This is a genomic window from Treponema sp. HNW (assembly GCF_050320395.1).
Classification (GTDB): Bacteria; Spirochaetota; Spirochaetia; order Treponematales; family Treponemataceae; genus Treponema_C.
In genome coordinates, this window is the sequence record NZ_CP144459.1 from 1,707,388 (window position 1) to 1,732,701 (window position 25,314).

Below are 25,314 nucleotides of genomic sequence, written 5' to 3' on the forward strand. Positions count from 1 at the left end.
GCCTATTTAAATTTCCAATGTTCCGCAGATAAAAAGGGGTTATCCGTTGCAATAGCTACATTTGCCAAACCGCGCGAATATACGTCTTTTTCCAACGAACACAGATACAGGGCGGGAGAAAGCTCTCCGATTCTTCGGTCGATATCGAGTGTAAGCTCTATCCAATTTGCCGTAACAACTTCTTTTTCCCATGCATCAAAGAGTCCGTTCAACTTACTGTCTGCCAAACCCGTAATATTGTGCGAGCCCTTGGAGCGGTACCAGTCGCCTAAAGCGGAATAAAGGTTGTCAAAGCCGTCGCAGTACATGAGTGCCAGTTCATAGGACTTTTCGGTATATACCATACGGTTAAAAACTTTATCTCCGGTACGTTTTGCTTCAACATTCAAACCGATTGCCGCAAGCTGTTTTACAATACCTTCAGCCATCTTCGTACCGAATTCTCCCATAGAGTCCGGATATAAGAGTATCGCATTTTGACCTGCAACACCGCCGGATTCGGCAAGACTTTTTGCTTTTTTTACGTCATAGGGCAAAAAATTCGGCATGGGCTCGTTGATATATTCGGGAATATTGACCGAAAAAAGATTTGACGGGAACGGACCGTGGTTTAAAATAACCCCCTCATCCTTATCGGTAATCGAAGGAATAAGTTTTTTTTTGTCGAGAGCCATGGCCATGGCACGGCGGCCTTCGGCGTTCGGGAACAGTTTTGTGTTAATCGCCACCTGATAAAAGGCGTAGGGCATATAGGAATTTATATCGACATTCGGAATCTTTGCAACATCGGCGCGGTCAAGAGGATTCGTTTCAAGAATCAAATTGATACGGCCCTTGCGCATTTCATTCATACGAATAATGGGGTCGATAACGCGCTTCATTACCAGATTGTCGGCTTGAGGTCTGTCCTTAAAGTAAACGCCGTTTGCATCGAAAGTTACCCACTTACCGATTTCCCAGCTTGCAAATTTAAACGGACCGGTTCCGATCGGAGCGGTAGCGAATTTGCGCTCGTTTTCTCCTGCACGCATATTAACCTGCATTTTTTGACCGTTATATTTTGACGGTACGATTTTAAATGTAAGAACCGGATATGCGCGGAATTCGGGAATAGGATTAATGAATTCGACCGTTACGGTTTTATCATCCGCGGCGGTAACGCTTTCAATAAACGACATTAAATAATCGCGCTTGGGAGAATCGTTTGATTCGTCGATATAGGCCGCAAAGGAATATTCAACGTCGTGGGCCGTAACCGGAGAACCGTCGTGCCATGTTACATCACGGAGCAATACCGTGTATGTTTTTTTATTGCGAGGATCCTGCACAATGCTTTCGGCAAGCGCAAGCTCCGAATACAGAGAACCGCTTGTTTCATCGACTTCAAAATTGACCAAGCCGTCAAACAAAAGCTCATTGGCATTCAAACCCGAGGTATTTTGCTCCAACACGGGATTCAAAGAGTCGGGTAAGGTGGAAACGGCAACCATAACACCCTTGGGCTGAGCTTTCCAAACCAAAAATGCGCCGGCAGAGCCCAAAACAATAAGGGCAACTGCGGCAATAACTATTATACTCTTTTTACTCATCTTCATTAACGCATCCTCACAATGAAAGAACTGTATACAACTACTTCTCCCGAATAATCCGGAGTTTTGCCTTTTTGTACTTCAAAGAAATATTTATTGCTTGTCAGCTGACTTCCCGCATTTAAAATCGGCCATGAATTACCGACCTTATAGCCGCGGTTAATCAAGTCTTTCATTTTATTTTTTTCAATCAATTTACCGCTTTTTGTATTTTCGGCAAAAGCGCGAACATTGCGGTTATCGTTTAAGGTAATAACAAGGTCGTTCATCTGTCCCTTGGGTATCGAAACCATACCCCACCAGTATTCGTCCTTTTTTACGTTTGACGCACTGAATTTTGCAGGACGGCTGCGTTTGCTCTCTGCAGTAGAGCGCGGGTCGGGATTGAACAAACCTACCATAAGCGGTATAACCACTTTTCCGCGGCTGGCAATTTCCTGAGCCGTACGAATTTCCGCATTTACCTGAGCAATCTTAGCTTCAAGATCCGTCTTTTGTGCGTTTATATCTTCGATAATATCGGAACCGATATCGTTCGGATATTTTGCCGCAAAATCCAGAAGTTCGTTATAGATGGCGCCTATGTTCGTTTCGACCGATTTATAGTGGGCAAGAATATCTTCAAGAGAAAGCTTTCCCTCTTTTCCGCCTTCGGGACTGCGGGCAAATTCTTCGTTTATGCGGTTTTTATATTCATAGGCGCGTTCACGGATAAGGCCTTCCCGGGCAATCGCAATATCCTGGCGGGCCTTTTTCAAAACACGCATATTTGAAGCAATGTTTGCACTCTTTGCAAGCCCCGCATTGGAGGCGGCCGCATTCACTTCTTTTTCCGCAGACGCATAAGAGGCTATTACCTTATCATAGGCTGCAACCTTTTCTTCAAAGGACTCAATCGAAGCAATTTTTTCGGCTTGCGCATCTATGCCCGACTTTTTTTTGTATAAAGAACTTACAACGTCTATTTCCTTATGTGCAGAGGCAAGAGCGTCGGCGTTTCCGTAAACCTTTACCGCAGACTCATGCATTTTGCGGGCGGCTGTCAATTTACCTACAGCGGTCAAACTGCCGATGCATTTTGCCGAAAGAGCGGCTCCCTTTTCGGAAACTTCCGCAGGAAGTTTTAATGCCGGATCAATGGCTGAAAATTTTTCAATTGCCGTATTGCAGGCATCGCGTAACTTTGCTTCCTGGGAAGCTTTCATGGAATCGGTTTTGTCAAGAGCGTCGACACCGGCTTTATACAAATCGATATACTGTAAATACTCTTTTTTCAGTTTTTCATCCTGAATTTCATTCCAATAAGCCGCCGCATCGGCAGGTTCACGTTCATGCCATGCCTCTATACCGGCTGCAAGAGCCCTTTCATCCTGTGTTCTCTCATCCACCGTAGCACAGGATATAAGGACTGCGGCGGCTAAAACCGCCGAAATTATAATTCCGTATTTTTTCATTCAGAAGCCTCCTTCACTAAGCGTACCAAACGGAATCCTACATCGGCATATCCGTTTTGAGAATCTATATTGCGGAAATTTGAAATACGCAGTTCCATGGGGCCGTCCATCCAGGAGCCGCCCTTAACGGTGCGCAAATTTGTTTCGCCTTCAATGCCGTGAACGGATGATGTCCACTCCCATACGTTACCCGACATATCGGCAAGGCCCCAGGCATTGATACCGTTTTCAAAGGCACCTACGGGCGAGGGAGCGCCGAACATACCGTTGCCCTTGTAATTAGCCTTTTTTTGTTCGGCAGGATTATCGTCTCCCCAGGGATAAACGGTTTCATTACCGGCGCGGGCCGCCTTTTCCCATTCTTCTTCAGTGGGCAAGCGGTATTCAAAACCGGTTTGCTCGGAAAGCCATGCCGCATAGGCTTCGGCTTCCGCAGCGGTTAAACCGACAACGGGCTGTTTTCCCTGATTGTAATCGCTATTGCCGAAATATTCGGGTATAGTCTCGGAACCCGTTAAATGTATAAATGCGGCATACTGTGCGTTTGTAACGGGAAACGGATCAATCTCATAGGCTTCCGTTGTAACAAGCCGGGACGCCTCTTTTTTCCCGGCACGGGTATCCTGAGCAACAGCTCCCGCTTTAAATTCTCCTGCAGGAACGCTGACGGAAGCAAAGGCCGCCTTCATATCATCGATATGAACATAACGGACTTCGGAGCCCGGCTTGGCATCCAGCTTTTTCAGAGCCGCCGATGAGGGAACCGACTGCGTAAAAGCCGTTGCGACGCTCAGGGTCACCGGACGATTGCTATAGGCTTGCGAAGCCGGATAATCCACAACCGCAACTCCCGATGCATCGGTTTTTATAAAATTGCGTACTTCGCTCGTATCGGTTTCTTCCGAAACGGACGGAAGAGACGCGGCCTCCCAAACGGCGGCAAGCGGAAAACCGGATACGGGTTTACCGGAAGAGTCGGTAAGCCGAACCGAAAATCGTGCCGAAGAATCGACAAAGCCCTGTTTCACCGAAAACTCGAAAACAAGGCTCTTGCTTACTTCGGCACAGAGGGCTTCGGCTTTAAGTGAAATCAATTCCGAACCCGAGGGCTGAGCCGTCAAAAGCTCGGTTTCTCCTTCGGCAATGAGCCTTGCAAGAACATCGAGGGCCGCAGAGGCTTTATCGGCCGCATTACCCGTGTTTTTACCCGCGTTCAGGCGGTTATTCAAATCGGCGCGCAGGCTGTCTTGATAGGCGGCCTCTCTTTTATTCCAATCGGCGATTTTAATTCTGAACGTTGCCGAAGGGGCCTGTTTGGGTTTTGATTGAGCATGGGGTTTAAGATTTCCGATGCGGGCTTGTACGGATTCATCGCTGACCGTAACTTTGGAAGCTTTCGGATTTACGGCCCGTACGGCTGCAGTTAAAGCGCTTTGCACGAGGTCGCGTCTTCCTTCAAGAAGGGCTTCTTCAAGGGTTGCACCCTTACCGTAGCCGTAATAGTATCCTTCTTCCTGTTTTACACGTTCGGAGCCGGTTTTTTTAGCAAAAACCGCGCTTCCTCCGAATACAAAAAAAATTGAAAGCACCAGAATCAAAAAACGATTCCGTTTCATTGCGGTGTTCATTTTACCTCCTGTAAAATTTTAGGCAGTAATGCATATTCCAAACGGCAGAACAGCATAAGTTTCGGTATAACAAACCTATACTAACAGTATAACATAAAATGTAAACATATAACCATAAAAAACGGAAAAGCTGCAAAAAATTTGCAGATTATGAGCGGTGTATTTTCGGTATATCCATTATATCCAATTTTTCTTCGAGTAAAAGCCGTAATTGCCGGCCTTCGTCATCCTTTAACCCCAGATCGCAGGCAGTATTCAAATTTTCAAGGGCTTCTTTAAAGCGGTTTAAGCGGAATAAAGCAAAGGCTTTGCGGTAATAGGCATGATAATTATAGGCATTTTTTTCCAAAGCGCGGTCAAAATATACCAGGGCGTTTTTTTCATCGTTTAAAACGCTGTACATAATACCGATATAATACAGCGCCATGTGATTATTTTCATCTTTTTCGACACTCAGCAAAAAGTCCTGTTTTGCTTTTTCATATTCGTTTTTGGCAAAATAAGCCATGCCGCGGTGTTTATAAATAACCGAAAGCACCACCGGATGCGAAGCATCGGTTAGCTGCAAAATACGGCTGTATATATCGATCGCCGTATCAAGATTACCGACATTATGCGCATGGAGGGCTTCCAAAAGCATATCGTCCACGGTACCCTGGGCATAGGGCGAACCGTTTCCCATATTCTTTAAGAATAAAGAAGCGTTATCGATTTCGCCGCCTGCATCCAGCTTGCCTGCGGATAAAATGTCGGCGCGCTCATAAAAGGCTTCACGGCGCCGGTCGAGTTCGCAGTTCAGTTTATTTTGGTAATCCCGTATTTCCTGAAACACAACATCGGCCAAGCCGAGCATAGCGTTAAGGGATGCAAGTTTACGCTTTAAAGGGTCGCTGAACGGAGAAAATTCGGCCTTATAGACCAATTCGTGCTCCACTTCCGCCCACGCGTCCTGCAATATGGTGCGTATTTGAATCTCACATAACAGGGGTTCGGAAAAAATATGCTGCACATCCCGGGTAAGTATTTCATTGTGAATATCCCGCGGAATATAAATAAGCATATGAATCGATTCATAGCCGAATTCGCCGAACGCGCGCCCCTCCCCCTTGCGCTCTATCTCATAGACTTGAAAATGCTCACGGATTTGTTTTTCAACAAGGGCTATGTCTTCAAGAAAAGCGCAGATAATCCGTATACCCAGCATATCCGTTACCAAAGGCAAAGAGGCCTTATTGCAGGGCTGTTGTTTTAAAAGTTTGACATAATAGCTTTTAAAACTTTTTATACGGTATTTAAAGGCGGGGGTTGAAGTACAGGACAGTTTTTTTTTCAATTCATGCTGTAAAGCATCGAGGACGCGGGTAAAAAAAGGTTTACAAGTCTCATATGCGCGCTTTAACGCTTCTTTTGAGTAAAACGGACGATGTTCGGCGGCACTCATATGTTTTTCTTAAAAAAAAAGGGGTGTCTTGAAAAGCTATCCTTTCCCGACAACCCCTTCCGCTAAGACACCGAACACCCTTAAAGTTTATCCGGCGCCTTATCCGTGTTTATTGACCTTCAGCAGGCGTTACAACCGAACTGAAACCTTCTTCCTGTGCAAGGTTGCTCTTTTCGATAAAGCGGTTAACCTGCTGTGCACCGAAGCGGCGCATTTCCAGAGATTGGCGATATTGTTCTTTTTCGGTTACAATACCCCACAAATCTTCGTCGGCAATGTCACGCTCGGTTTGAGCAACGGCCTTGTCGTAGATAACGTCGATTTGCTTAAAGTATGCAACGAAGTCGCCGCCGTCATGCGCGGCATCACGGGTAACGAGAAGGCCGGACAATTTGGCATAGGGCAGTCCGCGCGGATACAAGGGATAAATCTTGATTTCGCGGTTACGGATATCGTTTACATAATGAGGATTGTTCCAAATAAGGTTTTTCCATCCGTCGAAGTTGAGCGTACCCATGTAGAAGCGGCGCTCTACACCGTCGTTATCCTTTAACAAAACGTAAACGGCGTGAGGATAGTTGTATCCGTAGGTTGTCAAAGAAACGGATTTAAGGGTTCCCACATTGTCAAGCACGCCGAAACCGGCAGGATCATCACCGTTCTTTCTGAAGCGGTAGGTATTGACTTTTTGAGAACCTTCAACAACCTGGCCGTTTTCATCGATGTCGGCCATGGGCTCAAAAGCGGGAATATCAAAAGGAGGCATGATGCGTGCATTGGCATTTACGGGAGCCGTCGGGAATACGATACGTACACCCATAACGTTCTTTCCCGAAAAGGGTCCGCCGATAACCGGAGCGGATTTTACAACGGAACGCTGCATGTTGGCTACAATACGAGCCGATGAGTTAAGCTGAACTTCCCAATCGGGTAAAACCAAAGAAGTACGCATTAACGCCTTTTGGGTATCATCAAACGGAATTGATGAAATTTTCGAAAAATCCATAACAGTTCTGCTGTTCACGGTCGGCTTGCCGTTTTCATCGGCAACAATATCCGGTTCCAAATTCGAAAAGTCAATAAGAACTGCTTTTTCACCAAAAGCAAAGCTTCCGATCAACAGGAAAGCCATTGCTACTAAAACGAAAGACCTCTTCATTCAAAGCTCCTTTTTAACAGTATGATTGTAGCCTTGTATATATAGAATATACTTTATAGCCGATTTTGTCAACGGTTTTTTTTGACCTGCGGCATTTAATCGGTATATCCGTATATTTCACGGCCCATCATAGTAATTACTATATTATCGACCGAATTATAATTTTTCCGTATGTTTTGTTCAAGAAGGCGGCAGCCCGTTTTCGGCTCGGAAGATATGCCGCTTTGAAACAGGGCTTTTTCATTTAAATCGATATACAGGGTTCCGCCGCGTTTTTTTAAAAAAGCACGCATTCCGGTTCCGCGTGCAAAAAGGGGGCGGTACCGATCGCTAAGGGGACCGAGCAGCAATTCATCGCAAAAATATTCAAGAGAAGACCCGGTACGATTACGGGGAATAAAACGGCTTTCCGCATAGAGGTCCGTATTATCCAGGGATTCGAATAAAAAAAGCTTTTTAGTTCCCGGATAAAAAACCAGATAAAAAACAAAGGAAAACACAAATGCCGCAATCGTGATTGCAAGAAAAAGCCCCTTGGCGTCTCGGGGAATAAAGGGTTTTATTTTATTGAATACGTCTTTTACTTCCGTCATCTTCCGCCGGTAAATCCTCTCGATTCTTCAAAATGCGTTACAAACGCGGTTAAGCCATTATATATCCCAACGGATAATTTACGCAAGTAGTCTTTATCGAAAAGAAGCATTGCTTCTTCTTCGTTTGTTACAAAACCCAGTTCAACCAACACGCTGGGCATATTCGCATTGCGTACGACAAACCACTCCTCTTCTTTTATGCCGCGGTCAATCGTCAAGTTTCCTACTTGCGCCCTGATTCCGTCCTGAATATATTTTGCAATGAGGATGCTTTCGGTGGTAAACTCTTCTTCCATCATCGAGTTTAAAATAGGCAGTACATCCTTGTCTTTGTCGCTGCCGGTTGATTTAATCAGGGTTCGCCGATACCCCGGCGATAGATACCACACTTCAAACCCCTTTGCCTTTGCATAAAAGGCGGAGTTTGCGTGCAGCGATACGTAAAGGATGGCCTCGTGTTCTGCAAGCTTTACCGTATTGGCTATATCGGTACGCTGATTGAGGGTTAAAAAAACGTCGGTACTGCGCGTAAGCATGATTTTTTTATCCGGATACTTTTCTTTTAAACGTTTGTATAAATCCTTGGCGGTAAAAAGAACTATATCTTTTTCCCGCAGGGTTTGTTTTTTACCCTTGACGGTATAGTCGGCAACGGCTCCCGGATCCCGGCCTCCGTGCCCCGGGTCTATTAAAATGGCGCCGATACGGAAATGGACTTCCGGAGGAAGATTGTCGAAGATATTTTTTACCGTATCGAAAAAATCGCCAGAGGCATAGAGGGTGGCGCCCTGCTTTACCGGAAGGCTGCACGGAGTCATTTCAAGACAGTCGAGCATTACAAAGGGATGATGGGCCGAAAAACTTAAAAAATGCCCGTTTTTTTCGAGTAAACCGTTTGCGGCCACAGCGTCCCAATGGAGGACGGAATCCGTTTGTTTTGCAATATCGGGAAAGGAAATCAAGCCTCCTGAAACCTGCTTGACTGTTCCCCCGGAGGGGAACCGAGTTTCCTGCCCTCCCGGAGAAGAGGCATCGGGAGTTCCGGCCCGGAGTAACACGGAACCGCATAAAACGATACACCGGAACAAGACCGTGTATGTTCGAAAAAAGCCGGCTGCCTTACTTTTTTTTATAAGCATTCGCTCCTCCGTGAATCAAAGTAAAAAACGGCCCCCTGAAGTCCGCCGCGGATGAGGCAGTGCCAAAACTCCCTGTCCGAAAACGAAGAAGAATACAAGACTTCGCCCGATTTAGGAAGAGCGCTTTGTTTTTTATACAGTTCATTATACAAATCGACCGTTTCACGCAAACTGCGGCCGTTCCAATCGGTAAGGTCTGCACAGTCTTCCAAAACGGGCGGAAGCCGTATATGCATTTTTTCCGTAAGACATACGGGTGATTTTTGAGAATACTCAAGGGTTTCCAGCTTCCGTAAAACATCGGGCGGAAGCTGAAAGGCTGAAGGAGGATAAGCGGTATCGAGGGCTTGAAATAAAAAATGGCCGCTTGTAATATTGCGCTCTTCCAGACGCAAAAAGACGGTTTTAACCGCTGCTGCGGCACAATCCGATGCTTTTTCGTAACCCGGAGCGCAAGCCAGTACGTTCCCCGCTTTTTCCACATTGTTTTGCGGAAAATCGACCGTATCGTTTACATGGGCGCGGGGAAAAAAATCACATACGCCGTTACGCTTTTCGGCTTTTTCGAAAAAAAGCGTTTCCTTTATTTTTCCGGGAATCGAAATCCAGGCACGCTCTGCACAGTGGCGTACACAGGGTACTTCAAAAATCTCGAAAGGAGAATCGGCAATACCGGTTTTTACCCGCCTTGCCGACAGCGCCTCCGGAGGTTCTCCGAGGGCAATCGATAAGGCTTCGCGCGTCAGATTTAAGTCCGAGGCATAGGGAAAGGTCCAGCCGGACATATATCCTCCCGAAAGACGGGCCGCAATTTCGCCTACCATGGGGCCGCGGGAAGTCAGTTTGATGTCGGCCTTGGCGGCACCGCAGCTTAAACCGAGCGCCCGGACCCCTTCGGCAAAGGTTTTAAATAATTGAAAGCGCGGGCCGGAGGCGAGATTTGAGGGAATCGTATGCCCCATTTCCACAAAATACGGGGGGAAAAAAATATGGCGGTCGGCAAAACCAGTAACGGTAAGCTCGCCCTGACAAACAATGGCGTCTATTGAAAATTCGGGGCCGTCCATATACTCTTCGACAACGGCACGGGCGGTTTTTGAATAACGGACGGCATCGCTCAGTGCGCTTGAAAATTCATCGGCGGAGTGTACAAGACGGCAGCCTCGCGCTCCCATATTGTCGCAGGGCTTTACGACCAGGGGAAAGTCAAGGGCATTTTTTTTAAGCCAGGAGAGTAATCCTTTTTTATCCAAAGATACCGTCCGCCCATCGGCTTCGACAAAACGGGGAGAAGGAACGCCCGCTTTTTCAAAGCAGGAGCGCATCAGCACTTTGTCGCTTGCCCTCAAAGCGGCTTCACTGTTGTGTCCGGGAAGAGCACATGCTTCGGCCGCCCGTGCAACCGCATAGGAAAAATCGGTTCCTGCCGTAAAAACGCCGTGTAAACCCTCGTGTTGCCGTAAACAGAGGGCAAAATCGACTATTTTTTCGGTATCCTTTAAATCGATTTGTTCAAAGCTGTCCGCATAGGAGCGGCTCAGGGCATTGGGATTACCGTCAACAAGGGTTATACGGCAGCCTAAATCCCGCGCAGCTTCAACGGCCGGTTTTTGCATAAGGCTTGCGCCCAATATCAACACGTGTTTTTTCATATGGTACCTCGTATACTGCCTTCGGTTTTTTTACAATACACTTCAAATGTATCGCCCAGTAAAAAAAGTTTACTTAGAAAAAGAGCAAAGCGGTTATGAGAGTCGATTTTAAAAAAAGGAAAACGCTCCGGATGATGACCTGTCGAAACGATTTTACACACTTTAAAACCGTATGTACGTAATATGCGGCGGCAGCGCTTTATTTCCCACAGGGTAAAATGATCGGCGGGACTTTGGCGGAAAAAGCGTTTTTTTGAAAAACGTGCGGAAACTCCCGATGCAGAAGGGGTTGAAAAAGCGAAAATGCCGCCCGGTTTTGTCAATTCCGATACCTTGCGCAAAACGGCATCGAGATTGGAAAAGTGCTCGATAACGAACCACATGGTAACGGCGTCAAAGGCCGTTTTGCTTGAAAAGTCGGGAAAGACGGAAGTTTGAGCTTGAAATCCCAAAGTGTTTTGTACATAGGAAACCGCATCGGAACAGATATCGGTTCCCGAAGCCGCCCAACGAGAATCCGAGGCGGCGGATAAAAAGGCTCCGTATGCACAGCCTATATCCAAAAGCCGTTTTTGCCCATCCGTTTTTTTACCCGTAATTTTATCTATGAGGGCGATACGCCGCAGCCCTTGTGCTTTTATCGATTCAAAGTCTTCAAGATAGGTTTTGCCGTATTGTTTTTTATATTCTTCAAAAAAGTACGATGCTTCGTATTTTTTTTCGGTATCGGACAAAAAGCCGATATAGGGCATGCCGCAGCGTTTGCATCTTCTGATTGTTTTTATCGGATCGCGGGCAATGACCTTATCCGGCCGACAGGATTTTACACCGCTATGTGAAACAGAGCCGCTATGTAAAACAGCGCCGCTGCACAGAGGGCAGCCGTATCTTTCAGCCGAAACCAGATTTTCGACAAGAGAAAGGGGAGCTGCCCGTTTTTCTTTTACCGATAAGGCTGTGCGCAGTTTTTCGGGAATCAGGCGGTCCGGCTTCGAGCACAGGCGGTCTATAACTGAAGCTTTTAAATCTTTTTTTGAAAGGCAGGGGCTGCCGTATTTTTGGGCAAGCTTTTTATGAAGGGATGTGGTTGCAAGCAACAAAAGAGCGCATCCTGAAACGGCGGCTTCAAAGGCGGTAAAACCGTAATGGGTAATCACCAGATCGTATGTATGTATTTCGGAAAAAAGATTCGGTACGGATGCACACAGGGAAAAAGACGAGGGAAACGGGATGTTTTGTACCGCCTCCCGTACCTGCGGGGGAAGAACCGCACAAACACGTAATGTAAAGCCCCTTTTTTCACACAAAGGCGCATAATCGGCAAGAGCTTTAAGGGCGGGACGGCTCAATGAGGCCGGGTCCTCCCCTCCTATACACAGTAATACGGATTGTATATTATTATGCTCTTTTCCGTCTTGCCCTTTTTCGATTTTAAAACGCGCAAAGCGATCGGGGGGAAGCGGAATTAAACACGGGGCATTCAAATTGAGCAAGCGCTTTTTATAAAGCGGCGGAATAATATCGACAAGGTAGTCGCTCCAATCTATATCGGCAGGATAGGGACCCTCGTCAAAAGAGACAACCGGCGCAAGAGAAAAAAGGCGTTCTCCCTTTTTCTTTTCGAGGCGGAAGCTGTCGGTAAGAATTAAAGCATATTCTCCGGCTTCGGGAATTTCATTGAGGATGTGCACGGGCTGAATCTTTTTAAGAGAGAGCGCTTCGTCTATAAGGGAGCGGGCGGCGTCGGAGGCTTTTTCGTCGATAAGGAGATCGACGGAGAGGCCGCCCTGCGAGAAAGCACTTTGACACAAAGAGAGGCATCTTCTCAAATGCCCCGTACCCCGCCCCTCGCCAACGGCAGGAACGGCAAGGACGGGAGAATGCACTCTTTTATCCTCCAAAGCGCGCAGAATATGCGAAAACGCAAAGGGCGGAACGGCAGCCGACGCAGACTCTGCGGAATCTTCCAAAAAGCGGCATATGCGCTGTGCACGCCGGTAATCCGCAGGCGTATCGACGGTAGTACGCAGATGAGGCATATTCCACTGTGCGGGCGCCTGTTCAAAGATGCAGGTATAAACATCTTTATGATTATAGAGGGCAGGACCTACGTGTTCGCGCTCAAAGGCGTCCGTTGTCCGTGCGTGTGCGTGAAGGAGGGCGCGGGCGCTAAGCACTTCAACCCCGCTTCCGTGAGGAAGACCGCTGAAGGTAAAATAATCGCAGCCGCGCTTTTTATATCCGTCGATTGAAGCCCGAGCTGCCTCGTAACACAAAAAGGGATTATCGGCCGTTGCCCGGATAATACGGGAAGCGCCCGTTTTTTCGATAATGCCGCAAAAACGGCTTAACACATCGTTTTCACTTCCGCCGAAACAGTTCCAGCCGTTTTGCTCACACAGGGGGGCAAGAACATCGTAAGAAGCCGCATCGCAGGCGAGCCAATATGTGTCGGCTTTTACCTTTTTCATCGCATCGAGGGTGCATAAAAAAAGCGGCTTTCCGGTACTGCCCAAAGGAAGAAGGGCCTTTTTCGGCAAGCGGGAAGAGGCAAGACGGCACTGCACGATAACCGCTGTCATAGGGGCTCCTCAAGGGGTGTATCCCAATTCTCTATAAGACGGCCGATGTCGGTTTTATAGCGGAATCGGTTTGTACGCACCCATGAGCGGGCGGCGGAAAACAATCCGTGCGCTCTGAAAGGACTTCCCGGATAACGGCGGCAAAAATCGAAAAAGCGTATAAGGGGTATATAGGCATAATCCGAGCGGACAACCGGAGCGCAGTTTTTAAGGAAAAAGGTAAGCTGCGCATAATCGGCACTGCTGTCTTCAAGCGGGGCTTCTCCCTCGTATGAGAGGCGAAAAAAACGGTTTATGCATATCCGTTCTCCCCACAGCCAAGCGCGCAGTGCAAAGTCCAAATTTTGCCAATAGGGAATATCGAAGGTATAGTCGAAGCCTCCCAGCCTCATAAATTTTTCTTTGTTATAGATACCGATAAAGTCAAAGGGATAAAGGGTTTTCAGGGTATCGCAGCCGGAAGGAAATTGTACGGCAGTGCAGCGAGCCGAAAAAACGGTGTTTTTTATATCGGGCTTTATGCATACGGGAAGCGTATGTAAAGAATCGGATGCCAAAAGCGGGGCCGTACACAAGGGAGCGGATTTTTTTATGTGTTCGGCAAGAGAAGGGGATACTACCGGCTCACGGATTTTCATATTGTCCCAGATAACCAGGGCAAAGGGAGAAACGATTTCACCTATCGCCATATTAATCATATCGCCGCAGTTTACATCTTCCAAGGGAATAATGAATTTCGCATAGGGAAAGCGCTGAGACAATTCTTCCAAGCCGTAACTTTTGCCGGAATTTTCAACAACAACTATTTCTTTAAAACCGCAGGCGGCCAGGCTTTCCAAACTTTGCGAGCAATAATGATTACCGCCGCGATTTAAAAGCACAACGGCAAAAGAATCAAGCGGAGAACCGGCGGAAGAAGACGAAGTCGCCTTTCCCGAAGCGTTTTTACGCATTTCGGTCGGTTCCCCGATAAAAGAATCGCCCGATAAGCCGAAGGCCGCACTTGTACCCAAAACGGTTCTTTTGATTTTACGTTCGTCAAAAATTAAAGGTATAGTATTCATCGCTTTTTTCGCATGTTCCGGTATAAAGACCTTGTAACTGTTCTTTAAGTTTTTCGGCACCCCTGGCCCACACCGTTTCCAATTCTTCGGTAAAAACGTTTCCGTATGAAGGTTCGGAAAAAAAGACGGCCGTTTTACAACGCGGAACGCTTCCGTCGGCTAAAATGCACATATCGCGCTTAATATGCCAACAGGGGGTACGGACTGCAGGAGATAAGTCGGCCGGACGTAAATCTTCCAAGAGGCCGCTTATATAATCGTATTTTTGAATAATGAGCTCCCCCTCGGCTTTCCAGCGCCTGAAAAACGCTTCCAACTGATGTTCATTCGCTTTCATGCGTACCATTTGCGGATACACCGCACCCGGAAACAGCGTTTTTAAAAGGGCTGCAGTTTTTTCGGCAGCTTCCAAACTGCCTTTTTTGCGGACTGTTTTATAAGTTTGCTCATCGCATGCATCGAGTTTTACAATCCAGTTTACAGGCGCATCGACTCCCGAACCCGGTCTATGAGCGGAAAAGGCTTTTTGTATGCGCACAGCCGTTTGTTCGTCAAGATTTTGTCCGTCGGTTTCTATTAAAAGGGAAAGATTTTTATAAGATGCAACCGCTTCGGCAAACAACACAAAGTCCGGATGCCTCAGGGGTTCTCCCAAAAAAGATAGGCTTATAACCGCGTCGTCTGAAAAATCGCTTATTTTTTTTAAAAGGGTGTTAAATGAGGCAAGCTCCATGGAAGCCGGCAGCGCGGAGGTTGTAACTGCCGGCTCGTACATGCTTTCGCCGCCTTCGGACGAACATATTTGTATATTGTAAAATGCCGGCAGGGTTCTTTGGATTTCGGCCGTAGAGCGCGCCTTTTCGCATAACAGGGCGGCCTCTGTACAATCGGGTAAAAGATTAAAAAGGCGGCGGCATGCGAGGGTATCGCGTTTTGAAGAACAGCTGAAATTAAGGCGCAAATAGCGGTAATCCCGAGGCGCAATAAGGGTTTCGATTTCAAAGGAATTGATATCGGTTTTTATAAGAGAAAAGAGGCTGTCCGGTTTAACGTCGCCTTGGGTAAAGTCTTCTTTTGATTCGGCAAGCTTCAAGAGGATTTTAAGCGTTCCCGCATCGATTATTTCAGGCGTAAAGCCGTAGGGATAGCCGTCGGCAAAGGTATATTCGGCCCTGTATTTTTTATGTAAATCAAGCATTTCGGCGGTAAGAGCCGCGTTTAAAAAGGGACAGTCGGCAAAGGCAAGAACTGCGGTGTCGGCATTGCGGGCGGACAGCTGCCCGCACATGTGTTTAAGCAGGGACGGAAGGCTTACAGGCGTTTTTATGCAATCGGTTCCGCAGGAATCCTGCGTTTCGGCAGCCCATAATTCGGCTTTTTCGCGCGCGCTTTTACCTGCAAACAATTTTTCATCTGCAAAGGACCTTAAACCGGCCTCAATTAAAAATACAAAGGGTTTCATCTTCTTAAATATCGGCAATTAAAAGTTCTTTATAAAGGTGAACAACATAAGGGAGAACAATCGACTTTAAAACCGCCGGGGTTTCGGCTGTCCGTACGCTTTGCCGCCTTTGTTAATCCTGCTTTTGCTCCAAAAGGGTATCCAAAAAGGCATGACTTGTCTGCACAACGTCCAAAATAGCTTTGGTATCGTGCAGGGAATCGTTTACCTTTTCCAATGAGCGCAAGCCCTCCTGCATAGCCAAAGCCTGTTCTTTTACCGAAGCGGTTATCTCGGTTAAGGAATTGCCCGCCTCATTCAGGGTTTCGGCATTTTGGTTAAAATTATTTAAAACCCCCGTAAACGACTGCTGGAATCGGGAAAAAAGCTCGATAAAAAGCGTCATGCTTTTATTTATTTCGTCAACGCTTGCTCGGAATTCGTTCAGTTTTGCTTCGATTTTTTGGGTAAAATCACCCGTTTGAGTTGCCAAAGAGCGCACTTCGTTTGCAATAATACGGAAACCGCTTCCTACCTTTCCGGCACGGGCAGCTTCTATCGAAGCGTTTATCGCCAAAATACCCGTTTTTACGGATACATCTTCGATACCGGCAAGCATATCGGCAACATCGGAGGTTCTTTCTTTGAGCACTTCAAAAGAGGCGGCAGCATTGCGCGCATTGACTGAAGCGGCTTCAAGCTCCCCTACCCGTTCGTTTATTTCGGCATGCAATTTTTTATTGCTGTTCAAAATATCGGACATCATACCGTTTACGCGGCCGGTATTTGCCGAAGAAGCTTCACCGCTTGCCTGAATCTGCTCGAAAGAAGAAACAATCGTGTCGAAACCTTTTTGCAGTTCGCCCATGGATTCGTTAATGATTGAAAAAGAATGGCTGGTTAAAAAATCCAATACAATGCTTTTATTATAATGAACAACGGTTCGATTTATAACATCGGAAAAATTTTCAATAACGGCACTTTCACTCATTGCACACATCCGTTAAAACAAGGCATCGATATAATCGATACCGCACTGTAAATTCGACATCCAATTCAAAAATTTATCCACGTTTTCGCCCTTGTATACGGCTCCGTGCTGGGGGGCAATCATAACGGGATTCAAACGGCGTACCGTCTCGGCCCAGCGGCGTACGATTTTGTTTGATGCCATATAGCGCGTATGAAAGTCCTTTATAAAGCTCATGTGGGCGTCAAAATCTTCTACAAAGAGAGTTTCTTCGCCTTCCGCGAAAACCGCCGCCCCTATGTCGCCCGTAAACAGAATGCGGGATCTTTCATCGAATAAACCGAACTGCCCCGGTGAATGCATAAAGTGGGAAGGAATACAGCACATACGCGAACCGGATGCAAGCATAATATCCATACCTTTATCGGGAATACCGACCATACGCTTTGTATCGACTATGCCGAAGTGGGGCAAAAAACGCACCCACAATTCGGAAATATAGACCTTTGCATTTGTAATGCCGAGCCACAATGCTATACCCGAAGAAACATCGGGGTCCTGGTGCGAAAAGAAAATGGTATCGATTTTATCGACCGATATAAAGCGGCTTACTGCGGTTACAACACGGGAAAAAAGGTGAACTCCGCCCGGATCAAGTAAAACGCCGCGGCCGTTGTTGATAATAAGGTACTGCATGGTTTGCACGGCACCCTTTCGGTATTTATTTTCCGATCCGAGCCAAATAAATTTATGCGCATCGTCCTCGTACAGAATTTTGCCGTGTATGTCGTCGTTTTGAATCATCCTGAGAGCCTCCTAGCTGTAAAATTATACTCCTAAAAGCCCTGATGTGCAAGTATTGTATAAGTACTTGTTTTTTATGGGAGTTTAATCGCAGGGGAACAAAAACGTACCGGATTAATTACACAGTAATTTACAGCTTTTTGATTTCTTCACGGGTTAAACCCGTTCCGGCTGCTATTGTATCGAGTTCAACCCCGAGCCGCTTAAGGGCAGCCGCTGTTTCCAAAGCTTTTTGCCGGGCACCCTTTTCAAGGCCGACAGCTTCGCCTTCTTCTCTGCCTTCGGCACGTTCGTCGGCAAGGATATCGTAATAGTGCTGTGTGGATAATTTCCACGCGATACGCCGCTCTTCTTCGGTTACTCTGCATAATGTCGCTTCCGCCATTTCCAAGCCCTCCTCCAATGCACACAGTTTTTTAAGCATACCGCTTTGTTTGTCTTCCGCGTAGTTGCTCAAAAACCGTATCCAAAAATCCTTTGCCGTGTAATCCGCGATATCCTTACTCATAGTATAGCCGATAAGTTCATTTAAGGCAACAAAAGGAAGAGAGGAGATATCGTTCATAAAGATGCATTTTGCCGATGCGCTCGGACACACGCGCAAAAAGGCTTCCGCGCTTCGCTTGTGCAGATTTTTTTGCGCGCACTGTCCACGCTTCGGCACCTGCTTCATCTAATATCTAAACGTATACCTCGCTTCTTTTTTTGCATACCGCCATGGAGGGCGACAAATGCTATATATCCCCAAGTTTCGCTTGCGAAACTTGAAGCTAAAAATCGTACAGGACGTACGATTTTTAGCAACGGTACGTGCAAGGTAGAGCTGATTTCTGCGCGGAATGGAACTTTTCCAAAACTGCTGCATTTCGATGTTCACGATAAGGCCGTTGTCGGTTTTGACGAGCAAGTCCAGGTGATAGGTTTCACCTTTAGGGCTTTCACGAATAAGCTCGGTGTTGAGAATATCTGCCGTATGTATGGCACCGTAGGTTTCTTTCAAAAAGGCGTTGAGAAAACTGATCAGCGCTTTGTTTCCTTCCTCGCCCTTCGAAAACATCAATTTGAACACCCAGTCGGTTTTGGGGTTTAAGATTTCCGCTTTGTTTTCTGTCTGTTTGGTCTTTCCCATAATTAACCTCCACTTATATTAGTGGTGCTGATATGAAAAAAAAGACACATTTTCAGAAAAAAAAGTGCGGATATTAAAAAAAACGTACTGTTACTTATGTAAAGCTTTTTCCACCTGCTTTACATAGTCTTCGCCCCAGTAGCCGCAAAGCATTGCGTAGGCTTCTTCGCGCAAAGAAGGGGTAACGCGCTCCAAGTGGCGGATGTTTGACACAAGGTGGGAAGTACAGCGTTCGGCGATTGCCTTACGGTATTCGGCGGCACGGGGAGAGTCGAGGGGATGTTCTTCCAAATACAAAAAAATCACGGTAAAAACGGAAGCGGCTGAACAGGCTTTTTCCCAGCGTTCGAGGTTTGAGATTTCGGCTTTGGAGGTAATACCCGCATCGTTGTAATAATTGTAAATGATTGTATCGATCCCGTAATAAGAAGGATTTTGCAGGGCAATAAAAAAATACAGCAAAAAATCTTCGGCCATGGTACAAAAGGTATGGGGTATTTTCTCGTAGGCTTTACGGACAAGGGAGGTTTTAATCAATTTACCGCAGATAAGGCTGTTATGTCCTTCTTCAATAAGAAGATTTTTAAGGACGGCATTCCCTTCAAGCCTTCCTGTATGTACTTTTCGTACCTTGTGTACCAGAGCCTCGTATTTTTCCTTAAAAATCGGATCGTCGGGATTCGGATTATTCACAAACACATCCATTGAACCGTGAATTATATCGGCACCGCAATTCCCCATTGTGCCTGAGTGCTCTCCGTCTGAAGATTCCGAAAGGGCACGGATAAGAAGCGGAAGGGTATCGGGCGGAAGGGTATCGTCGGGGTCGACAAAAAAAATGTATTCGCCTCGTGCATTTTCGGCAAGGGTGCGGCGGGCTTCAAGGGTACCGAGGTTTGCCCCGTGTTTGAAAAGTTCAAGATGTACGCCGAGCTTTTTTAAAGCCTTTGTATACGATTTGAGGATTTGAGGCAGGGCTTTACCGCCGGGACTTCCGTCGTCCGCGATGAGGATTTCGATGGGAGGAAACCGCAAAGAGCGCAGAGAAGCTTCTTTAGTTAAAAAGGAAGCCCCCTCCTGAACCGAACTTTCGGGGAGGGGCTGCTGTTCCAAGATACTGTCCAACAGAACAGGCAAAGTGCTTTCCGTTCCGTACACCGGAACGGAAAGACTTATAAGAATCTTATTCACTTACTACCATGAATATTCACATTCCCCAAATGCTTTATAAAATATTGTTGTATCCTGAGCGGTTCCGGCCGGCATAGCGGCGGCTTCAAGGTCAAACTCATATATCTTTCGCTTGTATGAGGATTCCGCATACCCCTCAGGCGGCTTACGATATAGATATCCGGTGGATGCAATAACAAGCTTTTTGGGCTTAATAGCGATAAAGCGGACGGGAGCAAAATCTCCTGAAGTTTCGGGTGTTATGTCTTTAAGGTTATAGCCGTACAGCTGTTTTACGCTTCGGCCCGCCGAAATTTCATCGAAGGAACTTGTATCCTTACCGATTTGCAAGAGCTTTCCCGTAATATAACTGAACGAGGGCCCCTTATATCCTTCCGTATCAATAGACCTCCTTACGGTTCTTTCGGTGGTAAGAGCATATAAAACCCCGTTTTTAATGTGCAGGGCGGTAACTGTTTCGTCTACATATTTTTTATGGTTGTTATTGTCGGGATCGGTTCCTTGGATAGCTTGATACAGGGGGTTAGCGGAAACAATCGGTATCGTTTTTTCAGCAACAGAGGCATTGTCATGGGAATATTTATACACTTCTATACTGTACGTGTCATTGACCGAATTACCGGACTTTGTCTTTACCGCAGCGAATACACCGTCTTTGTTTGCGGCAAGGGCTGACACGGTTCCCGAGGAAGCGGGTATACTTAAAAATTCCGAAGCCGTACCGGCATTTCCGAAATTACCGGTCCATGTCCTTTTCTTAACCCTATATGAAGCAGGAGTACCGGAATTATATACGGCATAGTACAAGCTTTTTGTAGACAAATCGACCGCAAAACCTATCATTGATTCATTAGGACTAAGCCCCATGGGAAGATCTTCCGAAGTTGTATCATACGAACCGTCGTCTTTTAATTTGAATTTCTGTATTTTATCGACAGTCTTATAGATATACAGACTTCCCGCTTGATCATAGGTAAACATATCGGTCATACCGGGTGCAAGCGAAGTTGAAGGAAGCGGGGAACCCGCATTTTCCAGCTGATAATAGTTCAAGGGAGCATGCTCATTAGCTTTTTTCCACACAATCGTCTTTGTGCCCTTCCATTCGCTCCATTCTTTATTCCATTTTGCGGGATAGGCATCGATAAAGCTGAGCGCATTTGTTTTCATGTTAAGTACGCCGATGCGGTTGCGGTTTTTAACGATACGGGGATAATCATCCGTATAAGCTGCATCAAAGCCGTCGTCGGCAATGTAGAGGTTTTCATCGTCAAAGCCGATTACCTTTACCGCCCCGTAAAAGTTTTCGGAATAATCGTAATCTTCCAATACACCGTTTTCAAAGTCGGGATCATTGTCAAAACCTATTTTTACCGGGTCTTCAGCCAAATTATTTATATTATAGCGGACAACACCGCCTAAAGAGCAGAGCGCTTTATTATTTCCGGTTATGGTTTCATTCACCGTTTTAAAAAGGACATAGGTATACCCGCCCCGGATAAAAATATCGGTTACCCCGGAAGGCAAACAGTCTTTAATTTTAATATCATTTCCGATTTCTCTTGCAAAAAGAGGGACAAGCGAATGAGGGGAAGGGGAAATAGTCGGAATCGGGGCAATCTTGAGCCGGTTAGGTAATTCGACCCATGCAATGCGGCCGTTATCGACGGCAAAAATACGTCCGGTAAGTCCGGTTGCAACCACCGATTCGGACAGGTTGTCTTTTATCTGCACTAACCTGCCGGGAATATGAGCGTACATCTTCCCCGCTGTATAATCGTTTGCAAGAAAGTCAAGAGATAGGTTTTTTGTTTTATCCTCAACTCCCTCGCTTGTATATCGGAGAATTTCAGGAATGCCCTTGTCATATCCGACATACACTCTTCCCAAACTGTCGCGGGCAAAGATATAGGGAACGAAAGATGCTTTCAAGTCAACTTTTTTTCCGCCAAGGTAGAAGGTTAAATTGTAATCACGGGAACCTTTATTCTCTTGCGTAAACAACAGCTTGTTTAAACCGGCTATCTTTTTACTCAACTTGACGCTGACGGCATTCGTACCCGGTTCAACCGTATGCGTAACCGAGCCCGACCATATACCCGACGCATTATAGGCGGAAAGCTTTATAACAACCCGCTCGCCCACCGGAAGACTAAGGCTTATATTACCTTCCCGGCCAGGATTATACTCTTGTACCGTTCTGCCGGCGGAGCTTGTAACTTCGGCTTTTATACGCACGGTCGAAAGTATGGGCAATGCGTTTGAATCCAAGGCACGCGCCGAGCCGCCGAAATCGAGGACTACGGTACCCAGTTCATCCTTTACTGCGGAATTACAGGAAACGGCCAATAAACCGGCAATCACTATAGCGAGCGTAATTAAAAAGACAACAACGATTTTTTTCATACATACCTCCGGGCGGGAAGAAGACTGATATTTTATTCTAATGAGGTACAATATCCCACACTGTACATTATACACGAAAACTCACAAAAAAAACAGACTTTTTTAGAAAAAAATGCACATTTTTAATTAACCGCGGAGAGCGCAGGGAACGCAGGGGTTTAAGAGAGTATAGTTGGTATCCTTCTTTATTTTTGTTGGCGAACTCTGCGGTGATTGAGTTTAACCGCGGAGAGCGCAAGGAACGCAGGGGTTTTAGAGGGTATAGTTGGTATCCTTTTTTATTTTTCTTTGCGCTGTTGGCGAACTCTGCGGTGATTGAGTTTAACCGCGGAGAGCGCAGGGGACGCAGGGGATTCAAAGGGTTTGTAAAATATCCTTTGTTATGCCCGTTATGCTGCAAATTTCATCGGGGTCATACCCTCTGTTTTTCATTACAGCTGCGGTTTCAAGTTTGTTTTGATAGGCTCCTTGATGCAAGCCTTTTTCAAGCCCTATGGCTTCACCTTCTTCTCTGCCGGCTCTGCGTAAATCATATTCACGGATATTCAATGACATATAGGTACTCCTGAAGTGTTCGTTTAACTTTACCGTTTCAACAAGCTCATCGATATTTTTGGGAAAATTGCTTGTTGCCCGCTTTTTACACAGGTACTCTAAAAATGCATGCAGTTCCGTGTTTGCTTCCCTGTTGTATGCACTTGCATTATAAAACACTTTGTAGGATTTGTCATCAAGAAAAAGAGCATTATTCTCGCTACAAACATTGTGGAAGGTGTATACGCTTAAGCCCTGTTTAAACGGGTCCGTAAGACAGATAAACATCACATAGCTTTCTTTAAGCTCATCATAGCCGTGTCCTGCCAGAAGATTATCGACATCCATAAGGCTTTGATAATAGCGAGTACGTTTGGCAAGGGCGGGCGGCATTGAAGTTTGCATTTCAATGTCAAAGGTGCGTTCATCGTCGGCCGCATAGACATCCAGACGGATTCCCTTACTTTCATAAAAGGGCGCGATTGTTTTTTGTAAAGACGGGTATTCGATTTTTCCGACCTTAATGTGTAACAGGCGTTCGATAACACCTTTGCAGATTTCGGGGTTTTTCATAATCGTGCCGAACATAAAATCATCGGTGAATGTGAGTTCATCCACACTTTTAAAAGCATAGGACATATCTTTCACCTCGCTCATACAGTTTCACCGGTGAGCACATTTGAAAACGTGCTCACCTAAAGCCGATTATCCCCGATGTTTTGGACGGTAAAATACCGCACGTAAAACATCCTGTTTCAACTCCTGCACACGGATGTGCAGGAAAGCCGTTAGTAATCAGTTTTGAGCTATGCTCAAAACTGGAGTTCAAAGCCGCACAGGACGTGCGGTTTTGAAACAAACTCGAGTTAAAGAGAGCGGCGATATCTTAGCCGCTTTCTTTAAACGCATAGTCGTTGCGCAGAGTGATTTTGAACACATCATCGGAATCAGTCTTTTTCATATATTACCCCGCATAAAACCGAGCAGGAAGCACGGTTTTATGCCATGTTCGGTGTTGAAACAATTCCTCCTTGCGTTTTCCCTTAAATTAACCTATACTGCTTACAAGGGAGGGACGATGGAATCCAAAATATTCAGCGTCAGTGAAATAACCGATATTCTTAAAGACTTAATAGAAGGTTCTTTTCCCTTTTTAACGATTGAAGGCGAGATTTCAAACTACCGCCCTTCGAGTACCGGCCATATTTATTTTACGCTTAAAGACGAAAAAGCCGCTATTGCCGCCGTCCTGTTTAAAGGAAAGGCAAAAGCCCTTTCGTTTACTCCCTATGACGGACTGAAGGTTAAGGCAAGCGGTTCTTTATCGGTTTACGGAGCCCGCGGAAGTTATCAAATTGTCGTAGAAAAAATGGAAGAATCGGGTTCGGGCGAAATCCTTAAAATGCTCGAAGAGCGTAAACGGCGTCTTGCCGCGGAAGGCTTATTCGATGCCGAAAAAAAACGGACTTTGCCCTTTTTCCCGCGCAGGGTGGGTGTCGTAACCAGTCCTACAGGGGCGGCTCTACGCGATATTTTACAAATTACCCGAAGGCGCAATCCCAAGATATCGGTTATTGTCCTTCCCTGTGCCGTGCAGGGAGCCGAGGCTGCGGAGCAAATCGCTTCTCAAATCAAAAGGGCAAATACCTTTTCGCTTGCCGATGTGCTCATTGTCGGAAGGGGCGGAGGCTCGCTTGAAGATTTACTCCCCTTTTCCGAAGAATGTGTGGTGCGCGCCGTCTATGAATCGGCTATTCCGGTTATTTCGGCGGTGGGACACGAAATAGACTGGGCTTTAAGCGATTTTGCCTCGGATGTGAGGGCTCCTACCCCCTCGGCGGCGGCCGAACTTGCCGTTCCCCTTTTGGACGGCATCCTCTTTCAAATATCGTCTGCGGCCGAAAACCTGCGTGCGGTTATGCAAAACCGTGTACAAAATATGAAGCTTTTGGTAAAATCCTTTTCGGCGGAAAATCTTGAACTTCGCTTGCGCACGATAGAACAGCCGCTTTTGCAGCGTTTTGACGACGCAAAAGAAGATTTGCTTTTTTCGCTTCAAAAACGCGTCGACGAAGCTGAAAACCGTATCGCCTTTGCCCGGCGGATTTTGGAAGATGCAAATCCCAAAAGTATTTTGGCACGCGGCTATTCGGTGGTAAGCGATGCGCAGACGGGCGAAATAATACGAAAAGCTGCTCAGACACAAAGCGGTCAAAGACTCTGCATTACCCTTTCGGAAGGGAAAATCGGAGCGGATGTAATTGAAACGGGAAATAAAACGGGAGAAAGTATATGAAAAATTTTGAACAGCGATTGCAGCGTTTGGAAGAGCTGGGAAGCGAAATAAAAAAAAGCGATATCAAACTTGAAGATGCTTTAAAAATGTTTGAAGAAGGCATTACCCTAGCCAAGGGTATGGAAAAAGAATTGGATAAAATCGAAGGTAAAATTCAACAGCTTATGAATCAGCCGGCCTTGCCGCAGGACAAGGTTGAACTCGATTTATTCAGTTCCCTGAACGACTGACGGAACACCCTG

General features: G+C 46.3%; 18 protein-coding genes and 2 pseudogenes. 2 read left to right on the plus strand and 18 right to left on the minus strand.

Annotation, left to right across the window (positions count from 1 at the left end):
* Positions 1-2: 2 nt before the first annotated feature.
* The 18 genes and pseudogenes from V1L52_RS07865 to V1L52_RS07950 form a co-directional block, all read right to left on the minus strand.
* Positions 3-1,589, minus strand: coding sequence for an ABC transporter substrate-binding protein (locus V1L52_RS07865; RefSeq protein WP_428768533.1), 1,587 nt, complete (start codon positions 1,587-1,589; stop codon positions 3-5).
* A gap of 5 nt (positions 1,590-1,594) precedes the next feature.
* On the minus strand, positions 1,595-3,043 hold the full coding sequence (locus V1L52_RS07870; RefSeq protein WP_428768534.1) for a hypothetical protein: 1,449 nt from the start codon (positions 3,041-3,043) through the stop codon (positions 1,595-1,597).
* Positions 3,040-4,671, minus strand: a complete 1,632-nt coding sequence (locus V1L52_RS07875; protein WP_428768536.1) for a formylglycine-generating enzyme family protein — start codon at positions 4,669-4,671, stop codon at positions 3,040-3,042. Before V1L52_RS07875 ends, V1L52_RS07870 begins: the two co-directional genes overlap by 4 nt.
* Positions 4,672-4,819: 148 nt before the next feature.
* Positions 4,820-6,112, minus strand: a complete 1,293-nt coding sequence (locus tag V1L52_RS07880; RefSeq protein ID WP_428768538.1) for a (p)ppGpp synthetase — start codon at positions 6,110-6,112, stop codon at positions 4,820-4,822.
* Positions 6,113-6,221: 109 nt separating this feature from the next.
* The gene (locus tag V1L52_RS07885) at positions 6,222-7,271 is read right to left on the minus strand and encodes a flagellar filament outer layer protein FlaA (RefSeq protein WP_428768540.1); all 1,050 of its coding nucleotides are present in this window, start codon (positions 7,269-7,271) and stop codon (positions 6,222-6,224) included.
* Between the two features lie 95 nt (positions 7,272-7,366).
* Positions 7,367-7,864, minus strand: a complete 498-nt coding sequence (locus V1L52_RS07890) for a GerMN domain-containing protein (RefSeq protein WP_428768542.1) — start codon at positions 7,862-7,864, stop codon at positions 7,367-7,369.
* Positions 7,861-9,003: an N-acetylmuramoyl-L-alanine amidase family protein gene (locus V1L52_RS07895; protein ID WP_428768543.1), complete on the minus strand. Its 1,143-nt coding sequence runs from the start codon at positions 9,001-9,003 to the stop codon at positions 7,861-7,863. The genes V1L52_RS07890 and V1L52_RS07895 overlap by 4 nt, the downstream gene beginning before the upstream one ends.
* Positions 8,994-10,655, minus strand: a complete 1,662-nt coding sequence (locus tag V1L52_RS07900; RefSeq protein WP_428768544.1) for an ATP-grasp domain-containing protein — start codon at positions 10,653-10,655, stop codon at positions 8,994-8,996. Before V1L52_RS07900 ends, V1L52_RS07895 begins: the two co-directional genes overlap by 10 nt.
* A complete protein-coding gene (locus V1L52_RS07905; protein ID WP_428768545.1) occupies positions 10,652-13,237 on the minus strand; it encodes a cytidylyltransferase domain-containing protein in 2,586 nt (861 codons plus the stop codon). The genes V1L52_RS07900 and V1L52_RS07905 overlap by 4 nt, the downstream gene beginning before the upstream one ends.
* The gene (locus V1L52_RS07910; RefSeq protein WP_428768547.1) at positions 13,234-14,301 is read right to left on the minus strand and encodes a hypothetical protein; all 1,068 of its coding nucleotides are present in this window, start codon (positions 14,299-14,301) and stop codon (positions 13,234-13,236) included. Before V1L52_RS07910 ends, V1L52_RS07905 begins: the two co-directional genes overlap by 4 nt.
* Positions 14,276-15,763 (minus strand): spiro-SPASM protein, encoded by a 1,488-nt coding sequence (locus tag V1L52_RS07915; protein WP_428768549.1) that lies wholly within the window; start codon positions 15,761-15,763, stop codon positions 14,276-14,278. The genes V1L52_RS07910 and V1L52_RS07915 overlap by 26 nt, the downstream gene beginning before the upstream one ends.
* A gap of 112 nt (positions 15,764-15,875) precedes the next feature.
* On the minus strand, positions 15,876-16,733 hold the full coding sequence (locus V1L52_RS07920) for a methyl-accepting chemotaxis protein (RefSeq protein WP_428768550.1): 858 nt from the start codon (positions 16,731-16,733) through the stop codon (positions 15,876-15,878).
* A 12-nt stretch (positions 16,734-16,745) separates the two neighbouring features.
* The gene (locus tag V1L52_RS07925; RefSeq protein WP_428768552.1) at positions 16,746-17,516 is read right to left on the minus strand and encodes an MBL fold metallo-hydrolase; all 771 of its coding nucleotides are present in this window, start codon (positions 17,514-17,516) and stop codon (positions 16,746-16,748) included.
* Positions 17,517-17,862: 346 nt separating this feature from the next.
* Positions 17,863-18,054: pseudogene (locus tag V1L52_RS07930) on the minus strand (hypothetical protein); the annotation flags it as partial.
* A gap of 258 nt (positions 18,055-18,312) precedes the next feature.
* Positions 18,313-18,645 (minus strand): annotated as a pseudogene (locus tag V1L52_RS07935) (PD-(D/E)XK nuclease family transposase); the annotation flags it as partial.
* Between the two features lie 90 nt (positions 18,646-18,735).
* On the minus strand, positions 18,736-19,836 hold the full coding sequence (locus V1L52_RS07940; protein WP_428768554.1) for a glycosyltransferase family 2 protein: 1,101 nt from the start codon (positions 19,834-19,836) through the stop codon (positions 18,736-18,738).
* A 3-nt stretch (positions 19,837-19,839) separates the two neighbouring features.
* The gene (locus V1L52_RS07945) at positions 19,840-22,242 is read right to left on the minus strand and encodes a hypothetical protein (RefSeq protein WP_428768556.1); all 2,403 of its coding nucleotides are present in this window, start codon (positions 22,240-22,242) and stop codon (positions 19,840-19,842) included.
* 354 nt (positions 22,243-22,596) lie between these two features.
* On the minus strand, positions 22,597-23,433 hold the full coding sequence (locus tag V1L52_RS07950) for an Rpn family recombination-promoting nuclease/putative transposase (protein ID WP_428768558.1): 837 nt from the start codon (positions 23,431-23,433) through the stop codon (positions 22,597-22,599).
* A 421-nt stretch (positions 23,434-23,854) separates the two neighbouring features.
* On the opposite strand from V1L52_RS07950, the gene xseA reads away from it, so the two are divergent.
* Both xseA and xseB read left to right on the plus strand, forming a co-directional pair.
* The gene (gene xseA / locus V1L52_RS07955; protein ID WP_428768560.1) at positions 23,855-25,072 is read left to right on the plus strand and encodes an exodeoxyribonuclease VII large subunit; all 1,218 of its coding nucleotides are present in this window, start codon (positions 23,855-23,857) and stop codon (positions 25,070-25,072) included.
* Positions 25,069-25,302, plus strand: coding sequence for an exodeoxyribonuclease VII small subunit (gene xseB / locus V1L52_RS07960; RefSeq protein ID WP_428768562.1), 234 nt, complete (start codon positions 25,069-25,071; stop codon positions 25,300-25,302). Before xseA ends, xseB begins: the two co-directional genes overlap by 4 nt.
* The last annotated feature ends 12 nt before the right edge of the window (positions 25,303-25,314 follow it).